Annotated in this window: 17 protein-coding genes; 6 read left to right on the top strand and 11 right to left on the bottom strand. The window is 62.3% G+C overall.

Features of this window, described 5'->3' with window-relative positions:
* Positions 1-472: 472 nt before the first annotated feature.
* From BOP93_RS11360 to BOP93_RS11335, 6 genes are read right to left on the bottom strand one after another with little or no spacing between them, the layout of a single operon-like run.
* Complete coding sequence (locus BOP93_RS11360; RefSeq protein WP_104502674.1) at positions 473-1306, bottom strand: phosphodiesterase; 834 nt, start codon at positions 1304-1306, stop codon at positions 473-475.
* Between the two features lie 9 nt (positions 1307-1315).
* Positions 1316-2347 carry an ABC transporter ATP-binding protein gene (locus BOP93_RS11355; RefSeq protein WP_104502673.1) on the bottom strand — a complete coding sequence of 344 codons (1032 nt, stop codon included), beginning with the start codon at positions 2345-2347 and terminating at the stop codon, positions 1316-1318.
* Positions 2344-3138: an ABC transporter permease gene (locus BOP93_RS11350; protein WP_104502672.1), complete on the bottom strand. Its 795-nt coding sequence runs from the start codon at positions 3136-3138 to the stop codon at positions 2344-2346. Before BOP93_RS11350 ends, BOP93_RS11355 begins: the two co-directional genes overlap by 4 nt.
* The gene (locus tag BOP93_RS11345) at positions 3135-3953 is read right to left on the bottom strand and encodes an ABC transporter permease (protein WP_065893041.1); all 819 of its coding nucleotides are present in this window, start codon (positions 3951-3953) and stop codon (positions 3135-3137) included. The genes BOP93_RS11350 and BOP93_RS11345 overlap by 4 nt, the downstream gene beginning before the upstream one ends.
* Positions 3954-4958, bottom strand: coding sequence for an ABC transporter substrate-binding protein (locus BOP93_RS11340; protein WP_065897757.1), 1005 nt, complete (start codon positions 4956-4958; stop codon positions 3954-3956). It abuts the gene before it with no gap.
* Positions 4942-5961, bottom strand: a complete 1020-nt coding sequence (locus BOP93_RS11335; protein ID WP_065887407.1) for a LacI family DNA-binding transcriptional regulator — start codon at positions 5959-5961, stop codon at positions 4942-4944. The genes BOP93_RS11340 and BOP93_RS11335 overlap by 17 nt, the downstream gene beginning before the upstream one ends.
* 1162 nt (positions 5962-7123) lie before the next feature.
* Between BOP93_RS11335 and BOP93_RS11325 the strand changes: the two genes are divergently transcribed.
* The 5 genes from BOP93_RS11325 (at position 7124) to BOP93_RS11305 (ending at position 15216) form a co-directional block, all read left to right on the top strand.
* Complete coding sequence (locus tag BOP93_RS11325; protein WP_065887408.1) at positions 7124-8221, top strand: carboxynorspermidine decarboxylase; 1098 nt, start codon at positions 7124-7126, stop codon at positions 8219-8221.
* Between the two features lie 28 nt (positions 8222-8249).
* Positions 8250-9494, top strand: a complete 1245-nt coding sequence (locus BOP93_RS11320) for a saccharopine dehydrogenase family protein (RefSeq protein ID WP_104502671.1) — start codon at positions 8250-8252, stop codon at positions 9492-9494.
* 255 nt (positions 9495-9749) lie between these two features.
* Positions 9750-10991: an exonuclease SbcCD subunit D C-terminal domain-containing protein gene (locus tag BOP93_RS11315; protein ID WP_104502670.1), complete on the top strand. Its 1242-nt coding sequence runs from the start codon at positions 9750-9752 to the stop codon at positions 10989-10991.
* The gene (locus BOP93_RS11310) at positions 10988-14626 is read left to right on the top strand and encodes an AAA family ATPase (protein ID WP_104502669.1); all 3639 of its coding nucleotides are present in this window, start codon (positions 10988-10990) and stop codon (positions 14624-14626) included. Before BOP93_RS11315 ends, BOP93_RS11310 begins: the two co-directional genes overlap by 4 nt.
* Positions 14623-15216 (top strand): glutathione S-transferase, encoded by a 594-nt coding sequence (locus BOP93_RS11305; RefSeq protein WP_104502668.1) that lies wholly within the window; start codon positions 14623-14625, stop codon positions 15214-15216. The genes BOP93_RS11310 and BOP93_RS11305 overlap by 4 nt, the downstream gene beginning before the upstream one ends.
* 119 nt (positions 15217-15335) lie before the next feature.
* Here BOP93_RS11305 and BOP93_RS11300 read toward each other — a convergent pair whose 3' ends face one another.
* The 5 genes from BOP93_RS11300 to BOP93_RS11280 all read right to left on the bottom strand — a co-directional run bounded on the left by BOP93_RS11300 (position 15336) and on the right by BOP93_RS11280 (position 20706).
* Entirely contained in the window at positions 15336-15515 is a 180-nt protein-coding gene (locus tag BOP93_RS11300; protein ID WP_104502667.1) for a hypothetical protein, read from the bottom strand.
* A gap of 154 nt (positions 15516-15669) precedes the next feature.
* Positions 15670-16842, bottom strand: coding sequence for a lactonase family protein (locus BOP93_RS11295; RefSeq protein ID WP_104502666.1), 1173 nt, complete (start codon positions 16840-16842; stop codon positions 15670-15672).
* Positions 16832-17119, bottom strand: a complete 288-nt coding sequence (locus tag BOP93_RS11290) for a DUF5629 family protein (RefSeq protein WP_065893048.1) — start codon at positions 17117-17119, stop codon at positions 16832-16834. Before BOP93_RS11290 ends, BOP93_RS11295 begins: the two co-directional genes overlap by 11 nt.
* Positions 17120-17285: 166 nt before the next feature.
* Complete coding sequence (locus BOP93_RS11285) at positions 17286-19661, bottom strand: efflux RND transporter permease subunit (protein ID WP_065887416.1); 2376 nt, start codon at positions 19659-19661, stop codon at positions 17286-17288.
* Positions 19662-19677: 16 nt separating this feature from the next.
* Entirely contained in the window at positions 19678-20706 is a 1029-nt protein-coding gene (locus BOP93_RS11280) for a WD40/YVTN/BNR-like repeat-containing protein (protein WP_205885817.1), read from the bottom strand.
* A gap of 333 nt (positions 20707-21039) precedes the next feature.
* Between BOP93_RS11280 and BOP93_RS11275 the strand changes: the two genes are divergently transcribed.
* Positions 21040-22155 (top strand): Gfo/Idh/MocA family protein, encoded by a 1116-nt coding sequence (locus tag BOP93_RS11275; protein ID WP_104502664.1) that lies wholly within the window; start codon positions 21040-21042, stop codon positions 22153-22155.
* Positions 22156-22167: the final 12 nt, after the last annotated feature.

The following is a 22167-nucleotide window of genomic DNA, read 5'->3' as shown; positions in this document are numbered from 1 at the left end:
ATCCTGGTCGGCTCGGAGGCCGCCATCGGGGGCAAGCCCCCTCCCACATTTGGACCGGGGTCGACACAATATACCGGTCGGTTCTAAGGCCGCCGCGCTTTTGCTTTTGATCTGCTTTTGATCTTAAGCGCCCCGTTAAACCACGCTGGCACACCGAGCCTAGGCGAGGTGCCGAGTGGTGGGGCAAGAGCGTTTTGCTTACTTTTGCGCTTTTCAAAAGTGAGCCGCTGTAAAAGCGGAACCATTAGCAGCCGTTACCGCAGAAACGGATATGTACTCGGTCTGATCCAAGATACTGGCTGGCCCTGAGGCCGCCATCGGGGGCAAGTCGAATCGTCGCACCGCCCCTCCCACATTTGGACCTCGGAGCGTCAGGTAGAAACGCGTCGGCTGTCCGGCCCTCACGGGAGCAAGCTCCCTCGCCACAGGTCCGGCGCCGTACCCGAGCTGTTACATCAGCTGAATCAAAACCTCAGTCAATCAACCCATGCGCGTCATAGAACGGATACGGCCCCGGGTAATCCCCGAACACGCCGTTGTGGCTGATCAAACCCTGTTGCGCATCCCAGCGATGCAACAGATAGCCCGCCGGCTCCAGGTTGAAATGCGCGGGCGCCGCGTCCTGCAAATCCAGCACGATCTGGTGGGACGTGCCGGGGCATACACAACTGAGGCTGGCACCGAAACGGCGCTGCATCGGCCGGTGCAGATGCCCGCACAACAGGCGCTCCACCTGCGGGTGGCGTGCCACCACGCGCTCCAGGGCGGCGGCGTTGATGAAGGGTTCGCGGTCCATATGGCCGATGCCGCTGATAAACGGCGGGTGATGCAGGATCAGCAAGGTCGGCGCCTGCGGGCGCAGCGCCAGTTGCTCATCGAGCCAGTGCAATTGGCTGTCCAGCAACTGGCCGCCATGGCTGCCGGGAATGGTGGAGTCGAGGCCGATCAGACGCAGCGGATGCGTGTCTACCACCCAGTCCAGCGGGCCCTCTGCCGATAACGGCAAGTAGGCATGATCGCCAAACGCATCGAGCAACGGCCCGCGCGCGTCGTGATTGCCGGGCACCAGGTAGCACGGCATGTGCAGGCGCGCGAGTTCAGGGTGCAGCACGGCGTATTCATCGGCGCGGCCAAAGTCCACGAGGTCGCCGCTGATCACCACGATGTCAGGCCGTGGTTGGCTGGCGTTCAGGTGATCGACGGCGCGGCGCAGCGCGCCCAGGGTATCAACCACGCCATAGGTGAGGCGCTGGCCGGCCTTGAGGTGCAGGTCGCTGATCTGTGCAACGAGAAACGGATGATTCACAGTGGATTCTCACGCATTCAGGGTGAACAACATGTGCGGCGCAATCGCCAGGGCAATCGGCGCGCCGACGGCGTACAGCTGGTTGTCGCTGCTGTCGACCAGCAACGGTTGCGGGCCGCCCACGTCCACCAGCAAACGGCTCTGCGCGCCCTGGAAGAACTGCGCCAGCAGACGCCCGTGCAGGTGCCCTTCGCTCTCCATCACCCGCAGATGTTCGGGGCGGCAGTACAGCGTGTCGGGCTGGTCGGTGCCATGCCACGGCAGTTCGCCGCCGCAGACTTTCAAGCCCTTGGGCGACGACCCGCTCACGGCGAAGGCGTTGAGGTTGCCGACAAAGCCTGCGACAAAGGCATTGGCCGGTTTCTGGTAAATGTCCCGTGGGCTGGCCAGTTGTGCGATGCGTCCGTGCTCCATCACCAGGATACGGTCGCCCAGGGCCATGGCTTCGCCCTGGTCGTGGGTGACGAACACCGAGGTAATGCCAAGGCCGCGCAGCAGTTCGCTCAGCTCACCGCGCAGGCGCTCGCGCAGTTGTGCGTCGAGGGCCGCCAGGGGTTCGTCCAGCAGCAACACTTTCGGGCGTGGCGCCAGGGCGCGGGCCAGGGCGACGCGCTGGCGTTGGCCGCCGGAGAGTTCATGGATGCTGCGCTTGCCGTGCTGCTGCAACCCCACCAACTCAAGCAGTTCTTCGCAGCGCTTGTTGCGCTCTCGCGGCGCCATCCCTCGAATCTTCAAGCCGTAGACAATGTTGCCGGCCACATCCAGGTTGGGAAACAGCGCGTAATTCTGGAACACCATGCCCACATCGCGGCGCTCAATGGGCAGGCGAGTCACGTCCCGATCACCGAAAAACACCTGGCCCACGTCCGGGCGTTCCAGGCCGGCGATCAAGCGCAACGTGGTGGTTTTGCCGCAGCCGGACGGGCCGAGGATCGCCAGGGTTTCGCCGCCTTCGACGGTCAGGTCCAGGTCATGCACGGCCACGGTGCCGCCGGCGAACGCCTTGCGACAGCCTTGCAGGCCAATAGTAATAGCGGTCATCGACGCTCTCCACGGGACAAACGGGCACTGATGGCCTGCAGCGCAATCAACAGCGGCACGATCATCAGCAAGAAGATAAGGGTGTAGGCACTGGCGATTTCCAGGCGCGCCGAGGCGTAGCTGTCGGCGAGGCCCACCGGCAGGGTCTTGGTCAACGGCGTGTGGAGCATCCAGGTCAGGTTGAATTCACCCAGGCTCAGGGTGACCACCATCAGTACGCCGGCCAGGATCCCCGCCCGGCAATTGGGCACCACCACGCTGAAAAAGCGCTTGATCGGACCTGCACCGAGGCTGGCGGCAGCTTCTTCCAATACCGGCAGTTGCTGGCGCTGCATCACCGCCATCACCGGACGCACCAGGAACGGCAAGGTGAACAGCACATGGCCGACGAGGATGAATAGCCAACTGCTGCGAAAGCTGCCGAACTGGCCGTACGTCAGCAGCAGCGCCAACGCGCTGGCCAACCCTGGCATCGCTACCGGCAGCACCATCAGTTCTTCGAAGGCGCGACTGAAACGGTTGTTCATGCGCACCAGGGCATAGGCCGCCGGCACGCCGATCACGCAGACGCACACCGCGCAGGCCAGGGCCAGTTGCAGCGAGAGCCACACGGTGGGCGAATAGGCTTGCCACACCTGGATCAACCAGTCGAAGGTCAAACCGCTGGAAACGCCGACAAAGAAGTTGCGTGTCAGCCCCGCCAGCAGCGACAGCAGCACCGGCACCAACATGAAGGCGCACACCAGCAGGGTAAAGAACAGTTGCAGCACAAACAGCGATGAGCGCTTCACAGCACAGTCCCCGAATTTTTCACCAGGCGCCGCGTGAGCAGCAGCACGGCCCAGGTCACCGCGCCAAGCACCACCGACAGCGCAGCGGCGACGGCAAAGTTGGCGTAATTGGTGAACACGTTATAGATCGCCACGGGCGTGACGTTAAGCCGTGTGCCCAGGGTGAACGCCGTGCCGAACGCGCCCATGGACGTGGCAAAACAGATCGCACCGCACGACGCCAGCGCCGGCGCCAGGCCCGGCACGATCACATCGCAGACCACGCGCCAGTGCCCTGCCCCCAGTGAATGCGCGGCCTCCTCCAAGCTGCGGTCGAGGCTTTCGCAGGCAGCCATCACCGTCAGAATTACCCGGGGAATCGAGAAGTACAGGTAGCCCACGAACAGCCCCGCCAACGAGTAGGCAAAGATCCAGCGCTCACCGGCCAGTTGCAGGCCCAGGGCGGCAAACAGTCCCTGGCGCCCCGCCAGCAGGATCACCAGGAACCCCACCACCACCCCGGGAAACGCCAGCGGGAACGTGAGCAATGCCACCAGCGCCGAGCGCCCGAAGAACTGTTGCCGGGCGAGGAAGACACCGCTGATACCGCCGATCACCAGCGCGACCAGCGTCACCACCCCTGCCAGCATCAGGGTTTGCCCCAGGCTGCCCAAATACTGCGCACTGCTGAGCACCTGCCAGTAGCCGCTGCCGCTGCCATCGCGGCTTTCGGCGCCGAGCACCATCAGGTGCGCCAGCGGCAACAGCCAGAACGCGAGCAGCACTGCGAAGGCCGGGGCCAGCGCCCAGGCGGCGTGTTTTGCCGATGTCGCCACTTACTTGACCTCGTTCAGGTAACGGGCGGCGAAGGCTTCCTGCACAGCGGCCATTTTTTCGTAGTCCACGACACCGGCGCGGGCATAGTCGCTGTCCGGGAGGAACTGTGCGGCGACGTCCGCCGGCATTTTCATCGGCCGCACCGGGCGCAGGTAGGCCTTGGCCCACAGTGCCTGGCCCTCGTCCGAGAGCACGAAGTCGAGGACTTTTTCCGCGTTCGCACGGTGTGGCGCGTTGGCGACCAGACTCATGACGTAGGGCACGCTGATGCTGCCTTCCTGCGGAATCACGAAGGCGACATTGGCCTGGTCTTTGTAGCGGGCGCGGTAGGCGTTGAAGTCGTAGTCGACCAGGATCGGCAACTCGCCGGACAGTACCCGTGCGTAGGCGGTCTGCTTGGGCACGATGGGGCTGTTTTTTGCCAGTTTGCGAAAGTAGTCGATGGCCGGGGCGAAGTTGTCCAGGTCACCGCCCATGGCGCGGTTGATCGCCACCGCCGACACGTAGCCGACAAAGGCGCTGGACGGATCGAGGTAACCGACCATGCCTTTGTACTCAGGCTTGAGCAGGTCGGCCCAGCTTTGCGGCACCGGCAGACCGCCGAGTGCGTCGACGTTGACCATGATGCCCAGGGTCCCGGAATGGATCGCGAACCAATGGCCGGCGGGGTCTTTCAGGCCGGCGGGAATCTGGTCCCAGGCCTTGGGTTTGTAGGTGTCGACCACCTCGGCTTTTTGCGCCTGCAGGCCGAAGGTCACGCCGTAGTAAACGACGTCGGCCACCGGCGCGGCTTTTTCCGCCACCAACTGCGCCAGGGACTGGCCGGAGTTTTTGTTGTCCAGCGGCACCTGCACGCCGGTGCTGGCGGCGATGGCCTTGAGCTGGGTGCCCCAGTCGGCCCAGTCCGGCGGGCAGTTGTAGCAAATCGCAGTGTCGGCGGCCTGGGCCAGGCTGGCCGCACCGCACAGCAGCAGGGCTGCCAGGGTTTTACTGAGTGCGCGCATCAAGGGTCTCCTCATGGGGCTGGGTACTTTCGCCTGGCCGAATATGGCAAGGCAGGCAATGGGACGTCGGGGCGTTGCCGGCGATTTGCGCCAGCAGTTGGTCAATCACGGTGCTGGCCAGCAGCGCAATGGGCTGCACCACGCTGCACAGGGTCGGGTGCATCTGGGTGCCGAGGCTGATGCCATCGAAGCCCATCACAGACAGTTGCCCGGGCACGTTCCAGGCGTTGCGGCGCAATTCGGCAATCAGGCTGATCGCCAGGAAGTCGTTGGAACACACCAACGCCGTGGGCGCGTCGGGGCTCTTGAGAAACGGCGCGATCGCCGTGAACTCGGCCTGGGTGTGGGCCGGCATTTCGATCACCGGGCGGCTCTTGAGACCGTACGCTTCCATCGCCTCGCAATACCCCGCATGCCGCAGACGGGCACGGTCGGACTGCAACGCGGGGCCGGCGACCATGCTGATCCGGCGGTGCCCGGCGTCCAGCAGATAACGCGTGGCCAGGGCCATGCCCGCGCGGTTGTCGACCGACACGGCGCTGTAGTTGGGGTTGCTCGGCTGATGGTAGGCCAGCACGAAGGGTGTCTTTTCGGTGTTCAGGCTGCTGAGCACGGCATTGCTTTCGGCATCGGTGACCGTCAGCACCAGACCGTCGACGCGCTGGCGCAACAGTTCTTCCACCACCGTGCTTTCGCGCTCGCTGCTGTAATCGGTGGTGGCCAACACCAGGCTGTAGCCCCGAGACCGCGCGGCGCGCTCCATGGCCTGGAACTGCTCGGCGAACACCGGGTTGAGTAGGTTGGGCACCACGACGCCGATCAGTTGGGTGGTCTGCAGGCGCAACTGGCGGCCCAGCAGGTTCGGCCGGAAACCCAACTCACGGGCGGCGGCGAACACCTGCTCACGGGTCACCGGGCGCACCTGGTCCGGGGAAGCAAAAGTGCGTGCGGCGGTGGCGCGGGACACGCCAGCCAGGCGTGCTACGTCTTTCAGGTCAGTCATTGGGACTCGCTTGAGATCGATCTCATTGGCGAGGACATTAGCGAGGGAATGTGGCAGGAAGGTGGTGGAAAGATGACGGTTTGATGTCAGTGCCCCGACTGCACATCGCGCTCAATGTGGGAGGGGGCTAGCCCCCGATGGCGGCCTCTGGGCCGGCCGGGATGGGGGATTGGATTGAGTACATATCCGTTGCTGCGGTCACGGCTGCTTAGGGTTCCGCCCTGACGGCGGGTCACTTTGGAAAAGCCCCAAAGTAACCAAAGGGCTCTTGCCCCACCACTCGGCACCTCGCCCAGGCTCGGTGTGCCCACAATCCGACATTGATGTGGGGGGCCGCCGCCACGCGCCATCCATGGCGCGGGGCGGCTAAACCGGCGTCCTGCCGGTTTACCCCCCACATCAATATCGAATTGCGGCCAGCGTGGTTTGACGGGGCCTAAGATCAAAAGCAAGAGCGGCTCGCTTCGCATCGTGGATACGCGGGCTTGCGTACACCGCCGTCTGTAGGAGCGAGCTTGCTCGCGAAAAACTCACAGGCGCCGCGTTGATTCAGGAAGCACGCGTTATCGTTGACGTTTTTCGCGAGCAAGCTCGCTCCTACACAATGCAGCCGCGCCCACCCGTAACCACGATGCGAAGCGAGTCGCTTTTGATCTTGATCTGCTTTTGATCTCAGGCGCCCCGTTAAACCACGCTGGCCGAACGCAGGCTTGAATCCGTGGGTAACCCGGCAGGACGCCGGGTTAGCCGCACTGGGCCATGGATGGCCCATTGCGGCGGCCCACGGATTCAAGCCTGCGTTCGGGCACACCGAGCCCAGGCGAGGTGCCGAGTGGTGGGGCAAGAGCGTTTTGCTTACTTTTGCGCTTTTCAAAAGTGAGCCGCCGTCAGGGCGGAACCCTAAGTGGCCGTTACCTAAATAATGGATATGTACTCGGTCTGATCCAAAATACTGGCCAATCCTGAGGCCGCCATCGGGGGCAAGTCGAATCGTCGCACCGCCCCTCCCACATCAGGTCGGTGTATAACCATGGACGGTCATACTCAGGGCGTATGCTCGAAACCCGGCGCAGCAAATTCCGCCCACTAACCTTTCGATCTGTTCCAAGTGCGGGCACAATGCGTGTCCTTTTTTGGCAGGCACCGCCGCAGGCTCTCAAAAATGATCAAAACGCCGTACTACCTCATCGATAAACAGAAGCTTCTGGTCAACATGCAGAAGATTGCCTACGTGCGCGAGCAGTCCGGCGCCAAGGCTCTGCTGGCACTCAAGTGCTTTGCCACCTGGTCGGTGTTCGACCTGATGCAGCAATACATGGACGGCACCACCTCGTCGTCGCTGTATGAGTTGAAGCTCGGCCGCCAGAAGTTCGAAGGTGAGGCGCACGCCTACAGCGTGGCCTGGGCCGATGATGAAATCGAAGAGATGCTGGACAACTGCGACAAGATCATCTTCAACTCCATCAGCCAGCTGCAGCGCTTTGCCGAGCGCTCCGAGGGCAAGACCCGCGGCCTGCGGGTCAACCCGCAAGTGAGCAGTTCCGATTACCTGCTGGCCGACCCGGCGCGTCCGTTCAGCCGCCTGGGCGAATGGGACCCGGTGAAGATCGAAGGCGTGATCGAGCAGATCTCCGGTTTCATGTTCCACAACAACTGCGAGAACGGCGATTTCAGTCTGTTCGACAAAATGCTCGGCACCATCGAAGAACGCTTCGGCGCGCTGCTGCACAAGGTCCAGTGGGTCAGCCTCGGCGGCGGCATCCATTTCACCGGTGAAGGCTATGCGCTGGACGCGTTTTGCGCGCGCTTGAAAGCATTCTCCGAAAAGTACGGCGTGCAGGTGTACCTGGAACCGGGGGAAGCGGCGATCACCAACAGCGCGTCGCTGGAAGTCACCGTGCTCGACACGCTCTACAACGGCAAGAACCTGGCCGTGGTCGACAGCTCCATCGAAGCCCACTTGCTGGACCTGCTGATCTATCGCCTCAACGCCAAGCTGGCGCCAAGCGAAGGCGAACACACCGTCATGGTGTGCGGCAAATCCTGCCTGGCCGGGGACATTTTCGGCGAGTATCAATTTGATCGTCCGCTGGCCATCGGCGATCGGCTGTCGTTCATCGACACCGCGGGCTACACCATGGTCAAGAAAAACTGGTTCAACGGCCTGAAAATGCCGTCCATCGTAGTGAAACAACTCGACGGTACAGTCGAAGTGGTTCGTGAATTTGGTTACGACGACTACCTGTCCAGCCTTTCGTAAGCTGGCGGATAAAGGAGAGATAAAGCAATTGAAAAAGAACGTTCTTATCATTGGTGCAGGAGGTGTCGCCAAGGTGGTGGCCCACAAGTGCGCGCAGCACAACGACGAACTCGGTCGTATTGCTATCGCGTCGCGCAACATCTCCAAATGCCAGGCCATCATCGACAGCGTCAAGGCCAAGGGTAGCCTCAAGGTTCCCGCCGACATCCAGGCCTTCGCGCTGAACGCCCTGGACGTGGAAGCGACCAAGGCCCTGATCCGCGAGACCGAGTCGCAGATCGTCATCAACGTGGGTTCCGCGTTCCTCAACATGTCGGTACTGCGTGCCTGCATCGATACGGGCGTTGCGTACCTCGATACCGCCATTCACGAAGAGCCGGGCAAGGTCTGCGAGACCCCGCCGTGGTACGGCAACTACGAATGGAACCACCTGGAAGAATGCAAACAGAAGAACATCACCGCCATCCTGGGCGTGGGCTTCGACCCGGGTGTCGTCAACGCGTACGCCGCGCTGGCGCAGCAACAGCATTTCGACCGCATTGATTCGATCGACATCCTCGACGTCAATGCCGGCTCCCATGGCAAATACTTCGCCACCAATTTCGACCCGGAAATCAACTTCCGCGAGTTCACCGGACAGGTGTGGAGCTGGCAGAACAGCCAGTGGACCAGCAACACCATGTTCGAAGTCAAACGCACCGACGACCTGCCGGTCGTCGGCTCGCAGAACCTCTACCTCACCGGCCACGATGAAGTGCACTCGCTGTCGAAAAACCTCGACGTGCCCAACGTGCGCTTCTGGATGAGCTTCGGCGAACACTACATCAATGTGTTCACCGTGCTGAAAAACCTCGGCCTGCTCTCCGAGAAACCGGTCACCACCGCCGAAGGCCTGGAAGTGGTGCCGTTGAAAGTGGTCAAGGCCGTCCTGCCCGACCCGTCTTCGCTCGCCCCCGGCTACACCGGCAAGACCTGCATCGGTGACCTGGTCAAAGGCACCAAGGATGGCCAGCCGCGCGAGATGTTCATCTACAACGTGGCCGACCACGAGGAAGCCTTCGCCGAGACCGACAGCCAGGGCATCTCCTACACCGCCGGCGTGCCACCGGTCGCCGCCGCGCTGCTGGTAGCGCGTGGTGAGTGGGATGTGAAACACATGGCCAACGTCGAGGAACTGCCAGCCGAGCCGTTCCTGAAAGCGCTGGACGTGATGGGCTTGCCGACTCGCATCAAGGACGAGCACGGTGATCGGGCCTGGGATGTGATTGCCTGACAGGCGATAGAACAAAAAAATGCGCCCTCAGGGGCGCATTTTTTGTTGGGGCACGAATACCCAATACAGCAACGCGATTCCCTGTGGGAGGGGGCTTGCCCCCGATAGCGGTGCTTCAGATACAAATAAGCAAGCTGACCCACCGCTATCGAGGGCAAGCCTTCTCCCACATTGGATCCGGGTCTAACCCGCAGGCACCCCGCGTGCTTTTACAGGTAAACTCCCCTCCTTTCCCTCTTCTGCACGGAGTTCGCCTTGCGTCTGTTCCACACCTCCGACTGGCACCTTGGGCAAAACCTGCACGGCCAGGAACGCGACTTCGAACACGCCTGTTTCCTCGAATGGCTGCTGGGCCAGTTGAAGGCCCATCGTCCGGATGCGCTGTTGATCGCCGGCGATATTTTCGACACAGTCAACCCGCCGCTCAAGGCACAGGAGCGCCTGTATGACTTCATCATCAGCGCCCATGAACAAAACCCGACACTGACCATTGTGATGATTGCCGGTAACCACGATTCCGGTTCACGCATCGAATTGCCCGCCCCCTTGATGCGCCGCCTGCGCACCCACGCCCTGGGCCGGGTGTTGTGGCTCGATGATGGCCAGTTGGATGCCGAACGCCTGTTGATCCCGTTGCCGGATGCCAAAGGCAAGATCGCCGCCTGGTGCCTGGCGCTGCCGTTCCTGCGCCCGGCGGAGGTCACGGGCGCGCAGTTGGGCGATGATTACCTGCAGGGCATCGGCCAGGTACATGAATGGCTGATCGCCGCCGCCAACGCCAAACGCAAAAAAGGCCAGGCGCTGATTGCCATCAGCCATGCGCACATGGCCGGGGGTTCGGTGTCGGAAGACTCCGAGCGCAGCCTGATCATCGGCAATGCCGAGGCGCTGCCGGCCAACCTCTTCGATAGAAGTGTCGGCTACGTCGCCCTCGGCCATTTGCACAAGCCGCAGAAGGTGAATGGCGAAGAGCGTATCCGCTACAGCGGTTCGCCGATTCCGCTGTCTTTTTCCGAAATCGGCTACAAGCACCAGGTGCTCGACGTGACGTTCCAGGGCGAAAGGCTGGTCAGCGTCGAACCGCTGCCGATCCCGCGCTCGGTCAATCTGCAACGCCTGGAGGCCGCGCCTCTGGCAGATATCCTCAAACAGCTGGCCGACTTGCCCGATGTGGATTTGCTGGCCGAAACCCAACGTCACCCATGGCTGGAAGTCCGGGTACGCCTTGACGAACCGCAGCCGGACCTGCGCCAGCAGATCGAAAATGCCCTGCAAGGCAAGGCCGTGCGCCTGGTGCGCATCGCCGCCGAGTACGCAGGCAATGGCCCGCGCGAAGGCAATGATGAAGAGCGCCTGGTCGAACTCGACCAACTCACCCCCCAGGAATTGTTCAGCCGCGCCTGGCAGGACAGCTATGGCAGCGAAGTGGATGAACAGACCTTGAAGGACTTCGCCGTGCTGCTCCAGGAAGTGCAACAGGAGGGCGAACAGCCATGAAGATCCTCGCCATCCGCCTGAAAAACCTCGCGTCCCTGGCCGGACCGTTCGAGATCGACTTCACCGCCGAGCCGCTGGCCAGCGCCGGTCTGTTCGCCATCACCGGGCCGACCGGCGCCGGCAAGAGCACCCTGCTCGATGCGCTGTGCCTGGCGCTGTTTGGCGCGGTGCCGCGCCTGGGCGATACCGGCCAGGCCAAGATGCCGGATGCCGACAGCGACATTTCCATCGGCGACCCGCGCACCCTGCTCAGACGGGGCACCGGCGGTGGTTATGCCGAGGTGGATTTCGTCGGCGTCAGCGGCCGCCGCTACCGTGCGCGCTGGGAAGCCAATCGCGCGCGCGACAAGGCCAGCGGCAAGTTGCAGAACAGCCGCCAGATCCTGATCGACCTGGACAGCGAGCAACTGCTGGCCAGTCAGAAAACCGAATACAAGACCCAGCTGGAACTGGCCCTGGGCCTGAACTTCGAACAGTTCACCCGCGCAGTGCTGCTGGCGCAAAGCGAGTTCAGCGCCTTTCTCAAGGCCAACGACAACGAGCGCAGCGAACTGCTGGAAAAGCTCACCGACACCGCGCTGTATACCCAACTGGGCCGCCGTGCGTTCGACAAGGCCAAGGATGCCAGGGACGTTCACAAACAGTTGCAGGACCAGGCCAGCGGCGTGGTGCCTCTGGCTGCCGAAGCCCGCGCCGAGCTGGATCAACAACTGAGCCAGGCACAACAGCAACTCAAAACCCACCAGGCCCAACTCAAGCAGTTGGAGTTGCAGCACACCTGGCTCAAGGAGTTGCGCGAGTGGCAGGAGCGCCGGCAAAGCGCCGCCGAGCAGCTGCAGCAAGCCCAACAACTGTGGGACAGCCAAGGCCAGCAGCGCCAGGACCTGACGCGCCTGGACCAGCTCGCGCCGCAGCGCCATCACTTCGTGCGTCGCGCTGAACTCGACGCATTGCTGGCCCCGCTCGCCGCGCAGATTCAACAGCACCTTGAGCAACAAACCGCGCTGCACAGCCGTCAGGAACAGGCGCAACAACAGCAGGCCGCCGCTCAATCGGCCCTGGCCCAAGCCCAGCACAACCAGGCAAGCGCCGCGCCTTTGCTGCGCCAGGCCTTCGAAGAACAGACCACCCTCACCCACTTGACCAAAGAGCTGGCCAAGCGCACCGAGGAAAAGCAGCAGCACGAAAGCGCCTGCCACGAAGGCCAAGCCTTGCTCACAGGCTTGCAGGACAAACAGGCCCAAGTCGCCAAGCGCCTGCAAAGCCTGGCCACCGAACTTGAGCGCAGCGCCACCCTCGCGCCACTGAGCGACGCCTGGACGGCCTACCGCGACCGCCTGCAACAACTGATGATGATCGGCAATCGCCTGAACCAGGGCGAGGCCGAACTGCCGCAGCTTGAACAGCGCGTCAACGCCGCCGTCGAGCAATTTACCCAGCAACGCGAGGCCCTGGACCTGCTGTACCAGGAGGCCGGCGCCGAACCCCACGCGGTGGCCGAGCAAATTCAATTGCTCGCCAGCCTCCTGCAGGACAATCGCAAGCAACAACGCGCTTTCGAGGACCTCGCGCGCTTGTGGGGCAGTCAACAGCAGCTCGACACCCAGGCCGGCACCCTGGCGCAGAAACTCGCCGATGCGGCGCAGCAGCGCGAGCAACTGAACCAGACCGGCCTGCAAACCAAAGCCGAACTGACGGTGGCCGAGCAAACCCTGACGGTGACCAAGCAACTGCTGGAGCGCCAGCGCCTGGCCCGCAGTGCCAGCGTCGAGGAACTGCGCGAACAGTTGCAGGATGGCCAGCCCTGCCCGGTCTGCGGCAGCCACGAACATCCCTATCACCAGCCCGAAGCGCTGTTGCAGAGCCTGGGTCGCCACGATGAAAGCGAAGAGGCCACAGCGCAGCAAGCCGTCGACCGCCTCAAGGAAAAACTCACCGAGCTACGCGGCGAAGTGGGTGGGCTGATCGCCCAGCAAAAGGAATTTTTAGCCCAACAGGAACAGCTGGCGCTGCAGCAGCAGGCGTTGGCGCCAAGCCTTGAAGCGCACCCACTGTACGCGACGCTGTTGAATCAGGACGCGGTCAAGCGCACCGACTGGCTGGCCCAGCAACTGGCGCAACTGACGCAAAGCATCGCCCAGGACGAACAGCGCCAGGGCGCCCTGCTCAACCTGCAACAAAACGCCGGGCGTTTGCAGCAGCAATTGCAGGCCGCCCAGGACGCGAGCCAGCAGGCCCGACAATTGTTGCTCGACCAGCAGCGCGCCCTGGCCAGTGACCGCGAGCGCCTCGATACGGAGCTTGCCAGCTTCGCCAGCCTGTTGCCCGCCGCCACCCTGGAAGGCTTGCGCAGTGAGCCAGCGGCGACCTTCCTGCAACTCGACCAGCAGGTCAGCCAGCGTCTCGAACAACTGGGCCATCAGCGCGATGAGCTGGCCGAGCAGCAAGAGCGCCAGCAGGCCATCGAAAAACAACAGACCCATCAGCAGCATCGCCAGCAGCAGTCAGAAGCCCTGAATCTGCAGGTCGCGCAGCTCTGCTCCCAGCAACACGACGCCCAGGCCAAACTCAGCGACTTGCTCGGTGCGCACGAGAGCGCCGAACAGTGGCAACAGCAGTTGGACCAGGCCGTCAGCCAGGCGCGCCAAAGCGAAGCCGACGCCAGCCAGGAACTGCACGCGGTGCACACCGCGCTGGTGCAACTGGTCGCCGATCTCAAGGCCCTGCTGGAACGTCAGCAAGCGCTCGAGACGGAGCGACAAGCCCTGGACACGCGCATCACTGCGTGGCGCGCCGCGCATCCCGAGCTGGATGACCAAGGCCTGACCCGCCTGCTGGCCTTCGACGAGGCCCAGGTCACGGACCTGCGCCAGCAGTTGCACACCCGCGAAAAAGCCGTCGAACAAGCCGGTGTATTGCTGCAGGAGCGCGAACAGCGCCTGGCCGAACATCAGGCCTTGCACAACGGCAACCTGGACACCGAGCAGCTGGACAACAGCCTTGCCGCGCTCAACCAGCAACTGGCCGAGGGCGAGAAACACTGCGCCGAACTGCGCGCCCGTCAGGCCGAAGACCAGCGGCGCCAGGACGCCAACCACGCCCTGGCCGAGCAGATCGCCAAGGCCTATGACCAATGGCAGCGTTGGGCCCGCCTGAATGCGCTGATCGGTTCGGCCACCGGCGACACGTTCCGCAAAATCGCCCAGGCCTACAACCTCGACCTGCTGGTGCACCACGCCAACGTGCAATTGCGCCAGCTGGTGCGCCGCTACCGCCTTAAACGCGGCGGCAGCATGCTTGGCCTGCTGGTGATGGACACCGAGATGGGCGACGAACTGCGCTCGGTGCACTCGCTGTCGGGCGGTGAAACCTTCCTCGTCTCCCTGGCGCTCGCCCTGGGTCTGGCGTCGATGGCGTCCAGTACCTTGAAGATCGAGTCGCTGTTTATCGACGAAGGTTTCGGCAGCCTCGACCCCGAATCCCTGCAACTGGCGATGGACGCCCTGGACGGTTTGCAGGCCCAGGGGCGCAAGGTGGCGGTAATTTCCCACGTGCAGGAAATGCACGAACGCATCCCGGTGCAGATCCAGGTCAAGCGCCAGGGCAATGGCTTGAGCACCCTGGAGGTCAAGTGAGCGAGGCGCTGCTGTACTCGTTCCGGCGCTGCCCCTATGCCATGCGCGCGCGGTTGGCGTTGCGTTATTCAGGCGTACCGGTGGAGATCGTCGAGGTGAGCCTCAAGGCCAAACCCGCCGCCATGCTGGCGTTGTCGCCCAAGGGCACCGTGCCGGTGTTGAGCCTTGACGGCCGGGTCATCGAGGAAAGCCTGGAGATCATGCAATGGGCGCTGGCTCAGAACGATCCCAACGATTGGCTGCTGCAAGGCGACCCTGCGGTGCTGGCGTTGATTGCCGAGAATGACCAAGTGTTCAAACATCACTTGAATCGATACAAGTACGCCGAGCGCTACCCCGAACAACCGATGGAACATTATCGGGCCGAGGGTGAGGTGTTCCTGCAGATGCTGGAGGACTTGCTGGGGGACCATGACTACTTGCTTGCAGAGCGCATGAGTCTGGCGGACGCGGCGGTGGTGCCGTTCGTGCGACAGTTCGCCCATGTGGATCGTGAATGGTTTGCGGGGGCGCCGTATCCACGGCTTCAGGCGTGGCTGCAGCGGATTCTGGAGTCGCAGCTATTTATCGCGGTGATGGCAAAACCCTGAAACCAACATCAATCAACCTGTGGGAGGGGGCTTGCCCCCGATGGCAATGTGTCAGTCTGCTTATCTGTAGCTGACCCACCGCAATCGGGGGCAAGCCCCCTCCCACAGGTTGATCTTTGTTAGCCCTGGGTCTTGTGATCCAGCGCAGCATAGAAGTTGGCGCTTTGTTGCAGGTACTTCTGGGTATAGGCAGTGGTGCCGGATTTTTTGCCGGTGACTTCCACGCTGGCTGCCGCAGGCAGGGCAACGGTCGCGGAAACGGCGGAAGCGGCGATGATCGAGAAGAGATTGAAGTTCATGACGGTAACCCTCGTGTGCGTTGGTTTTGGTGGCCGGGAGGCCTTGGAAGCCAACTTACGCCCGAGGGTTGAAGCTTAGAAATGCTTTGAAACAGTAGCCGTCATCAATAAAATTAATAGTGAAGGTCAGGCCCCGGCTTTCGGGGCCTGTGGCTTATTGACGCACCAGGAACTTGAGGTCGCTGGGCGCATCGATCGGCAATTTCTGCACGGTTTTACCCAGCAGGCCGGTCTTGGGGTCGCGTTCAACCACCACGATTTCATTGCTTTTCTGGTTGGCGATCAGCAGGAACTTGCCGCTCGGGTCCAGGCTGAACTCGCGCGGGTGGTCGCCTTCGACCGAGCGGCGCTGGATTTCCTTGAGGTTCGCGGTGGCCGGGTCGATGCTGAACACCACAAGCTGATTGGCCGTACCACGGTTGCTGACGTAGAGGAACTTGCCGTCGCTGGAGGCATGCAGCGCAGCGCCGGCTTTATCGGATACCGGCTGGCCGGCGGCGAAATCCACCAACTGGGTCTGCGCAAGCTTGCCATCGTTGTAGTCGAAGACCGCCACCTGGGCGCTCATCTCGGTGGTCAGCCAGGCATGCTTGCCATCGGCGCTGAACAGCAAGTGGCGCGGACCGCTGCCCGGTGGCAGTTGCACGGCGGCCGGCTCGGCCGGGGTCAGCGGCAGTTCATGGTTGGCCTTGGGGTCGTAGCGGTAGGCAAACACTTTGTCCGCACCCAGGTCCTGCACGAATACATACTTGCCGTCCGGCGACGACACCACCGAATGCACGTGGTTGGAAGCCTGGCGTTCAGGGTTCACACCGCTGGCCGGGTGCCCGCTCAACTGCACCGGGGCCGACAGCTTGCCGTCGCTGTCCAGCGGCAAAATCGCCAGGCTGCCGCCCGGGTCTTCCACCACCGAATAGTTGGCGACAAACAGATAACGCCCGTCGGCGGCCACGCTGGAATGAGTCGGCTCATTGCCCAGGCTCTGCACCTGGTTGATCAGGGTGAGCTGATAATTCTGCGGATCAATGCGGTAGCTGCTGACGCGCCCGACCACATCGTCCTGGCCCGGGCCGTTTTCGTTGACCACAAACAGCTGCTTCTGGTCTTTGGAGAGCGTCAGCCAGGACGGGTTGGCGGTTTTCGCCGCCAGCACCGGCTTGCCGCTGAACTGCCCGGTGCGGCTGTCGAATTGCAGGCGGTAGATCCCTTCACTGCTGCCGGCGGTATAGCTGCCGACCAGCAGTTCATAAGTGTCGGCCGGTGCGGCCTGCACCGACATCGCGCCGACACTGCCGGCCATCAACAGGGGCCAGAATTTACGCATCATCTGCTTCGTCCTCATCGTTATTGTTGTCGCCCTGGATGGCGCTCAGGCAGACCAGACGGTGTTCACCGTCGTCATTACACAGCACCCAGCTTTGCAGGCTGTCATCAAAGGTCGCCGCCTCCAGTTGTTCTGGACTGAAGGTCCACCGCTTGAGTTCCCGACCGTCCATGCTTTCGATCAGCAACTGCCGGTCCAGCGTGAAGTCGAAGGCGTGCAGCCCGTTGATGATGAGCATGTCGCTGGTGGCAAGGGCGGTGGTCAGAGTGTCGGCAGTCATGGCAGTCAATCATTTACGAGGAAGGTCGCAATGATAGCCCAAAGCAATAATGTAGGAGCGAGCTTGCTCGCGAAGAACTCACAGACAGCGCATTTATCCAGAATGCACGCGTTATCGTTGACGTTTTTCGCGAGCAAGAACTAGGCGTCCCCCTCGCTCCTACAGTTCAGTGCGCAAACAACGAGTTGCCCTTCTGCCCCGCCAGCTTTTCCGGTTTGATCAGGAACCGCGCCAGTGCCGGCAGCAGCCACAACGCGCCGAACATGTTCCACAGCAGCATGAAGGTCAGCATCAGGCCCATGTCGGCCTGGAACTTGATCGCCGAGAAGATCCAGGTGCACACGCCGATGGCCAGGCACAGACCGGTGAACAGCACGGCTTTACCGGTGGACTTGAGCGTCTGGTAATACGCCTCTTGCAGCGGCAGGCCGGCGCGCAGGAAGCTTTCCAGGCGGCTGTAGATGTAGATGCCGTAATCCACGCCGATGCCGACGCCCAGGGCCACCACCGGCAAGGTCGCGACCTTGACGCCGATGCCCATGAACGCCATCAGCGCGTTGCCCAGCACCGAGGTCAGTACCAGCGGCAGCACAATACACAGGGTCGCCGCCCAGGAGCGGAAGGTGATCATGCACATGGTCGCCACGCACAGGTACACCAGGATCAGGATGATCAGCTCCGACTCCTTGATCACCTCGTTGGTGGCCGCCTCGATCCCGGCATTACCGGCGGCGAGGATGAATTCCAGGCCGTCCTTGTTGTTCTCCCTGGCGAAGTCCTGCACCGCATGCACCGCACGGTCCAGGGTCTCGGCCTTGTGGTCGTTGAGGAACACCAGCACCGGCGCCAGCGAGCAATTGTTGTTGTACAGGCCATCGGCGCGGGCGATGGAGTTGTTCAGCACGTCCGGGTTGCGCGACAGGGTTTCCCATTTCAGGTTGCCCTCGTTCATGCCCTTGATCATCTGCTTGGACACGGTCACCAGCGAGATCGCCGACTGCACGCCCTCGGTGTTCTGCATCTTCCACATCAACTGGTCGATGGGCGCCATGGCTTCATAGCGCGAGCAGCCTTCAGCCTTGGTCTTGACCATCACCACCAGCACGTCGGAGCTGGTGGAGTAGTTGCTGATGATGAAGTTGTTGTCTTTGTTGTAGCGCGAATCCGGGCGCAGTTCCGGCGCGCCCTGGTCGAGGTCGCCGATCTTCAGGTTCTGGCTGTACCAGAGGCCGCCGCCAAAGGCGACCAGGGCCAGCAGGATCGACACCGGGGCAACTTTGGCGCTGGCGAATTTCGATAGCAGGCGCCAGAACGGATGATCGCGGTGCGCGTCCTTTTTACTGCGTTCGATGGCGCGGTTGCTGATGCCCGCATAGGAAATCGCCACCGGCAGCAGAATCAGGTTGGTGAACACGATCACCGCCACGCCGATGGACGCGCCGATGGCCAGTTCGCGGATCACGCCGATGTCGATGATCAGCAGCGTGATAAAGCCCACGGCGTCAGCGAGGATCGCGATCATCCCCGGCAGGAACAGTTGCCGGAAGGTGCGCCGTGCGGCAGTCAAGGCGTTGTCCGCCTCGCTGGATTGCAGGGCGATGCCGTTGATCTTCTGCACGCCATGAGAGATGCCGATGGCGAAGATCAGGAACGGCACCAGCATCGAGTACGGGTCCAGCCCGAAACCGAAGAAGTGCATCAGCCCCAGTTGCCAGACCACCGCCACCAACGTCGTGCTCAACACGGCAATGGTGCTGCGCAGGCAATTGGTGAACCACAGCAGCAGAATCAGGGTGATGACGAACGCAACACCGAAGAACAGCACCACCATCACCAGGCCATCGATCAGGTCGCCGACCTTTTTCGCAAAGCCGACAATGTGGATCTTGACGTTGGGGTTCTGGGCTTCGAACTTGTCGCGGATCTTGTCTTCGAGTTCATGGGAGAACTTGCGATAGTCCAGGGCCAGCAACTTGCCCTGGTCCTGGGGGTCCGGGTAGGACTCCAGCAGCGGGATATCGACGATGCTCGACTTGAAATCGTTAGCGACCAGGCGCCCGACCTGGCCTGACTTGAGCACGTTGTTGCGCAGTTGATCGAGACTTTGCGGCGAGCCGTTGTAGCTCTGCGGGATCACTTCACCGCCGGCGAAGCCTTCCTCGGTCACTTCGGTCCAGCGTACGCTAGGGCTCCACAGCGACTTGAGGCCCGAGCGGTCGACGCCGGAGATGTAGAACACCTCGTCGTTGATCTGCCTCAGGGTCTCCATGTACTCCCTGGTGAAGATGTCGCCGTCCCTGGCCTCGACCGAAATGCGCACGGTATTGCCCAGGTTGGCCAAGTCATTGCGGTGCTCCATCATCTTTTCGATGAAGGGGTGCTTGAGGGGGATCATCTTTTCAAAGCTGGTGGAGGGGCGAATCAACGTCGCCTGCCAGAACAGGAAGACACTCACCAGCAGGCAGATGAGGATCACTGCCGGGCGATTGTTGAAGATCAGGCGCTCAAGAAAGGTCGCTTTATCGTTGTGATGACTGCTCATGCTTTCCGCCTTTTTCTTATTGTTTCGTCGGTTCGGCGCCAGCAGCTGTCGCGACGCGAACGCCGCCCTGCCCGACCAGAATCAAGTTGCCATTGCCTGCCGCCGTCACCGCTGAAAGCGAAATCCGGTCCGGGCGGTTGAATACGCTGAAGGTCTGGCCATCGTCGTGGCTGACCACCACACTGCCGCCATTACCCACCACGACGATGGAACCGTCATCGAGCAAGGTCGCCCCTGACAGCCCGAATTCGAGGGCGCCACGGGCGGCATTCAACTCGACCGGCTCCCAGGTGCCGCCAAAGTCGGTGGAACGGTAAAGGTTGCCGCGCAGGCCGTAGGCCAGCAGGGTGCGCGGCTGAGCGGTGGCGATCACGCCAAACAACGAGCCCTCGTAGGGGCCTTCGAGTTTTTCCCAGGTCTGGCCGTCATCGCTGGAGCGGAACATGCTGCCCTGCTCCCCCACGATAAACAGGCCGGCGTCCTTGATCGAGGCAATCGCATTGAGGTGGAACTGGTCTTCGTTGTCGAGGCGGTCGCTGACGTCTTCCCAGGTCTTGCCGCCATCGGTGGTCTCGATCAGCGCACCGTAGGCGCCTACGGCCAGGCCGTGATTGGCATCGTTGAACCATACGTCGAGCAGCGGTGCTTCGCGCTTGAGGTCCTGGTATTGCTGGGACCAACTGGCGCCACCGTCGCTGCTGACCAGGATCTGCGCATCATGGCCAACCGCCCAGCCGTGCTTGGCATCGACGAAAAACACCGCCGTGAGCAGTTGCCGGGTGGGGACTTTGGCCTGGGCCCAGGTGCTGCCCTGGTCATCGGAATAGAGGATGTGCCCGCGATCACCCACCGCCACCAGGCGCTGGCCGGCATGCACGACATCGATCATCAGGCCTTTGGCGGCCTTGGGGGATTCAATCGCAAAAGTGGTATCGCTGGCGGCCTGGACGACCGTCGGCAATGCGACGGCCCCAAACAGCGAGAGCGCTGTGGCCAGCAACGCAAGCTTGCGTGCGGCGCGTGGGCGGCAAACAACCCAACCCATGACAGGCTCACTCATAGACCTTTCTCCCATTTATTATTGTTAGGTCGTGTTGCCTGGCGCGGGGCTCTGAAACCTGCAATCTAGAGCGCCTGGGGCAAGCACGGGCCATCCTATCGGGCTTTCGAATCGTCTGACAATCGGTGCTACGTTATCTTTTGTTAACTGACGGCATTTGGCCACAAGCTGAATATCCCTGCATCAGCTGAAATGATGATTCGCCTGCGCATGGTGAGCGCTGCACATCAAATGAATTTTTATTCCATCTATTGAGTTTTGAGAATATTTATTCCATTAATACGCTTCCTGAAAACAATAATCCAAAGGACCACGGCGATGCGTGAACTCGGAATCGGCTTGATCGGCACAGGCTTCATGGGGCGCGCCCACGCGCTGGCGTTCAACAACGCCCGGGCGGTGTTCGAACTGCCGGTCACGCTTGCACTCGCGGCGCTGGCCGATGCCGACGCCGAGCGCGCGCAACGCTGCGCCAGTGCCTGGGGGTTTGCCCAGGCCCATGCCGACTGGCAGGCGCTGATCGACGACCCCAGGGTCGATGTGGTGGCCATCACCACGCCCAACCACCTGCATTACCCCATGGCCATGGCCGCGATTGCGGCGGGCAAGGCGGTGTATTGCGAGAAGCCGCTGGCGGTCAGCCTGGAGCAGGCCGATGCGATGCGTCGCGCGGCCAGCGCGGCAGGGGTGGTGACGCGCGTCGGCTACAACTACCAGCACAACCCGATGATCGTGCTCGCGCGACAGATGATTGCCAGCGGCGAGCTGGGCGAAATCATCAGTTTCCAGGGCGAGTTCAGCGAAGACTTCATGGCCGATCCGACCTCGCCCTGGTCATGGCGCTGTGAGGTGGAACACGCAGGCGGCGCGCTGGCGGACCTCGGCAGCCATTTGCTGTCGATGGCCCATTATCTGGTGGGCGAAGTGGTCAGCGTGTGCGCCGATACCCAGACCGTCCACGCGCAACGGCCGGCCTTCAAAGGCAGCCTCGAGCTGAAATCCATCGCCGTGGATGACCAGGTGCACGCCCTGCTGCGCTTTGCCAACGGCGCGCGCGGCACGGTCAGCAGCAGTTGGCTCAAGCACGGCTACAAAAACCACCTGAGTTTTGAAATCAGCGGCACCCTGGGCACGCTCGCGTTCGATCAGGAGCGCTTGAACGAATTGCGCCTGTGCCGCGTCGGCCAGGACGGTTTCCAGCGTCTGCTCGCCGGCCCCGCCCTGCCCGGTTATGCCGCGTTCAGCCCGGCGGCGGGGCATCAGTTGGGTTACAACGAGCTTAAGACATTGGAGGTACAGGAGCTGATCATGGCGCTGGCGGGGCAAGGCGGCGATGGCACTGATTTTGAGGCGGCGTGGGCGGTGGAGCGGTTGGCGACGGCGATTCGGATGGCGTCCAAAGAAGAACGCTGGGTCCAGGTGAACTCGATCTAAATGTGGGAGGGG

Origin of the sequence: Pseudomonas orientalis, assembly GCF_002934065.1 — a bacterium.
Taxonomy (GTDB): Bacteria; Pseudomonadota; Gammaproteobacteria; order Pseudomonadales; family Pseudomonadaceae; genus Aquipseudomonas; species Aquipseudomonas orientalis_A.
The sequence above is the reverse complement of the archived record's forward strand: the minus strand, read 5'-3'. Positions and strand labels throughout refer to the sequence as shown.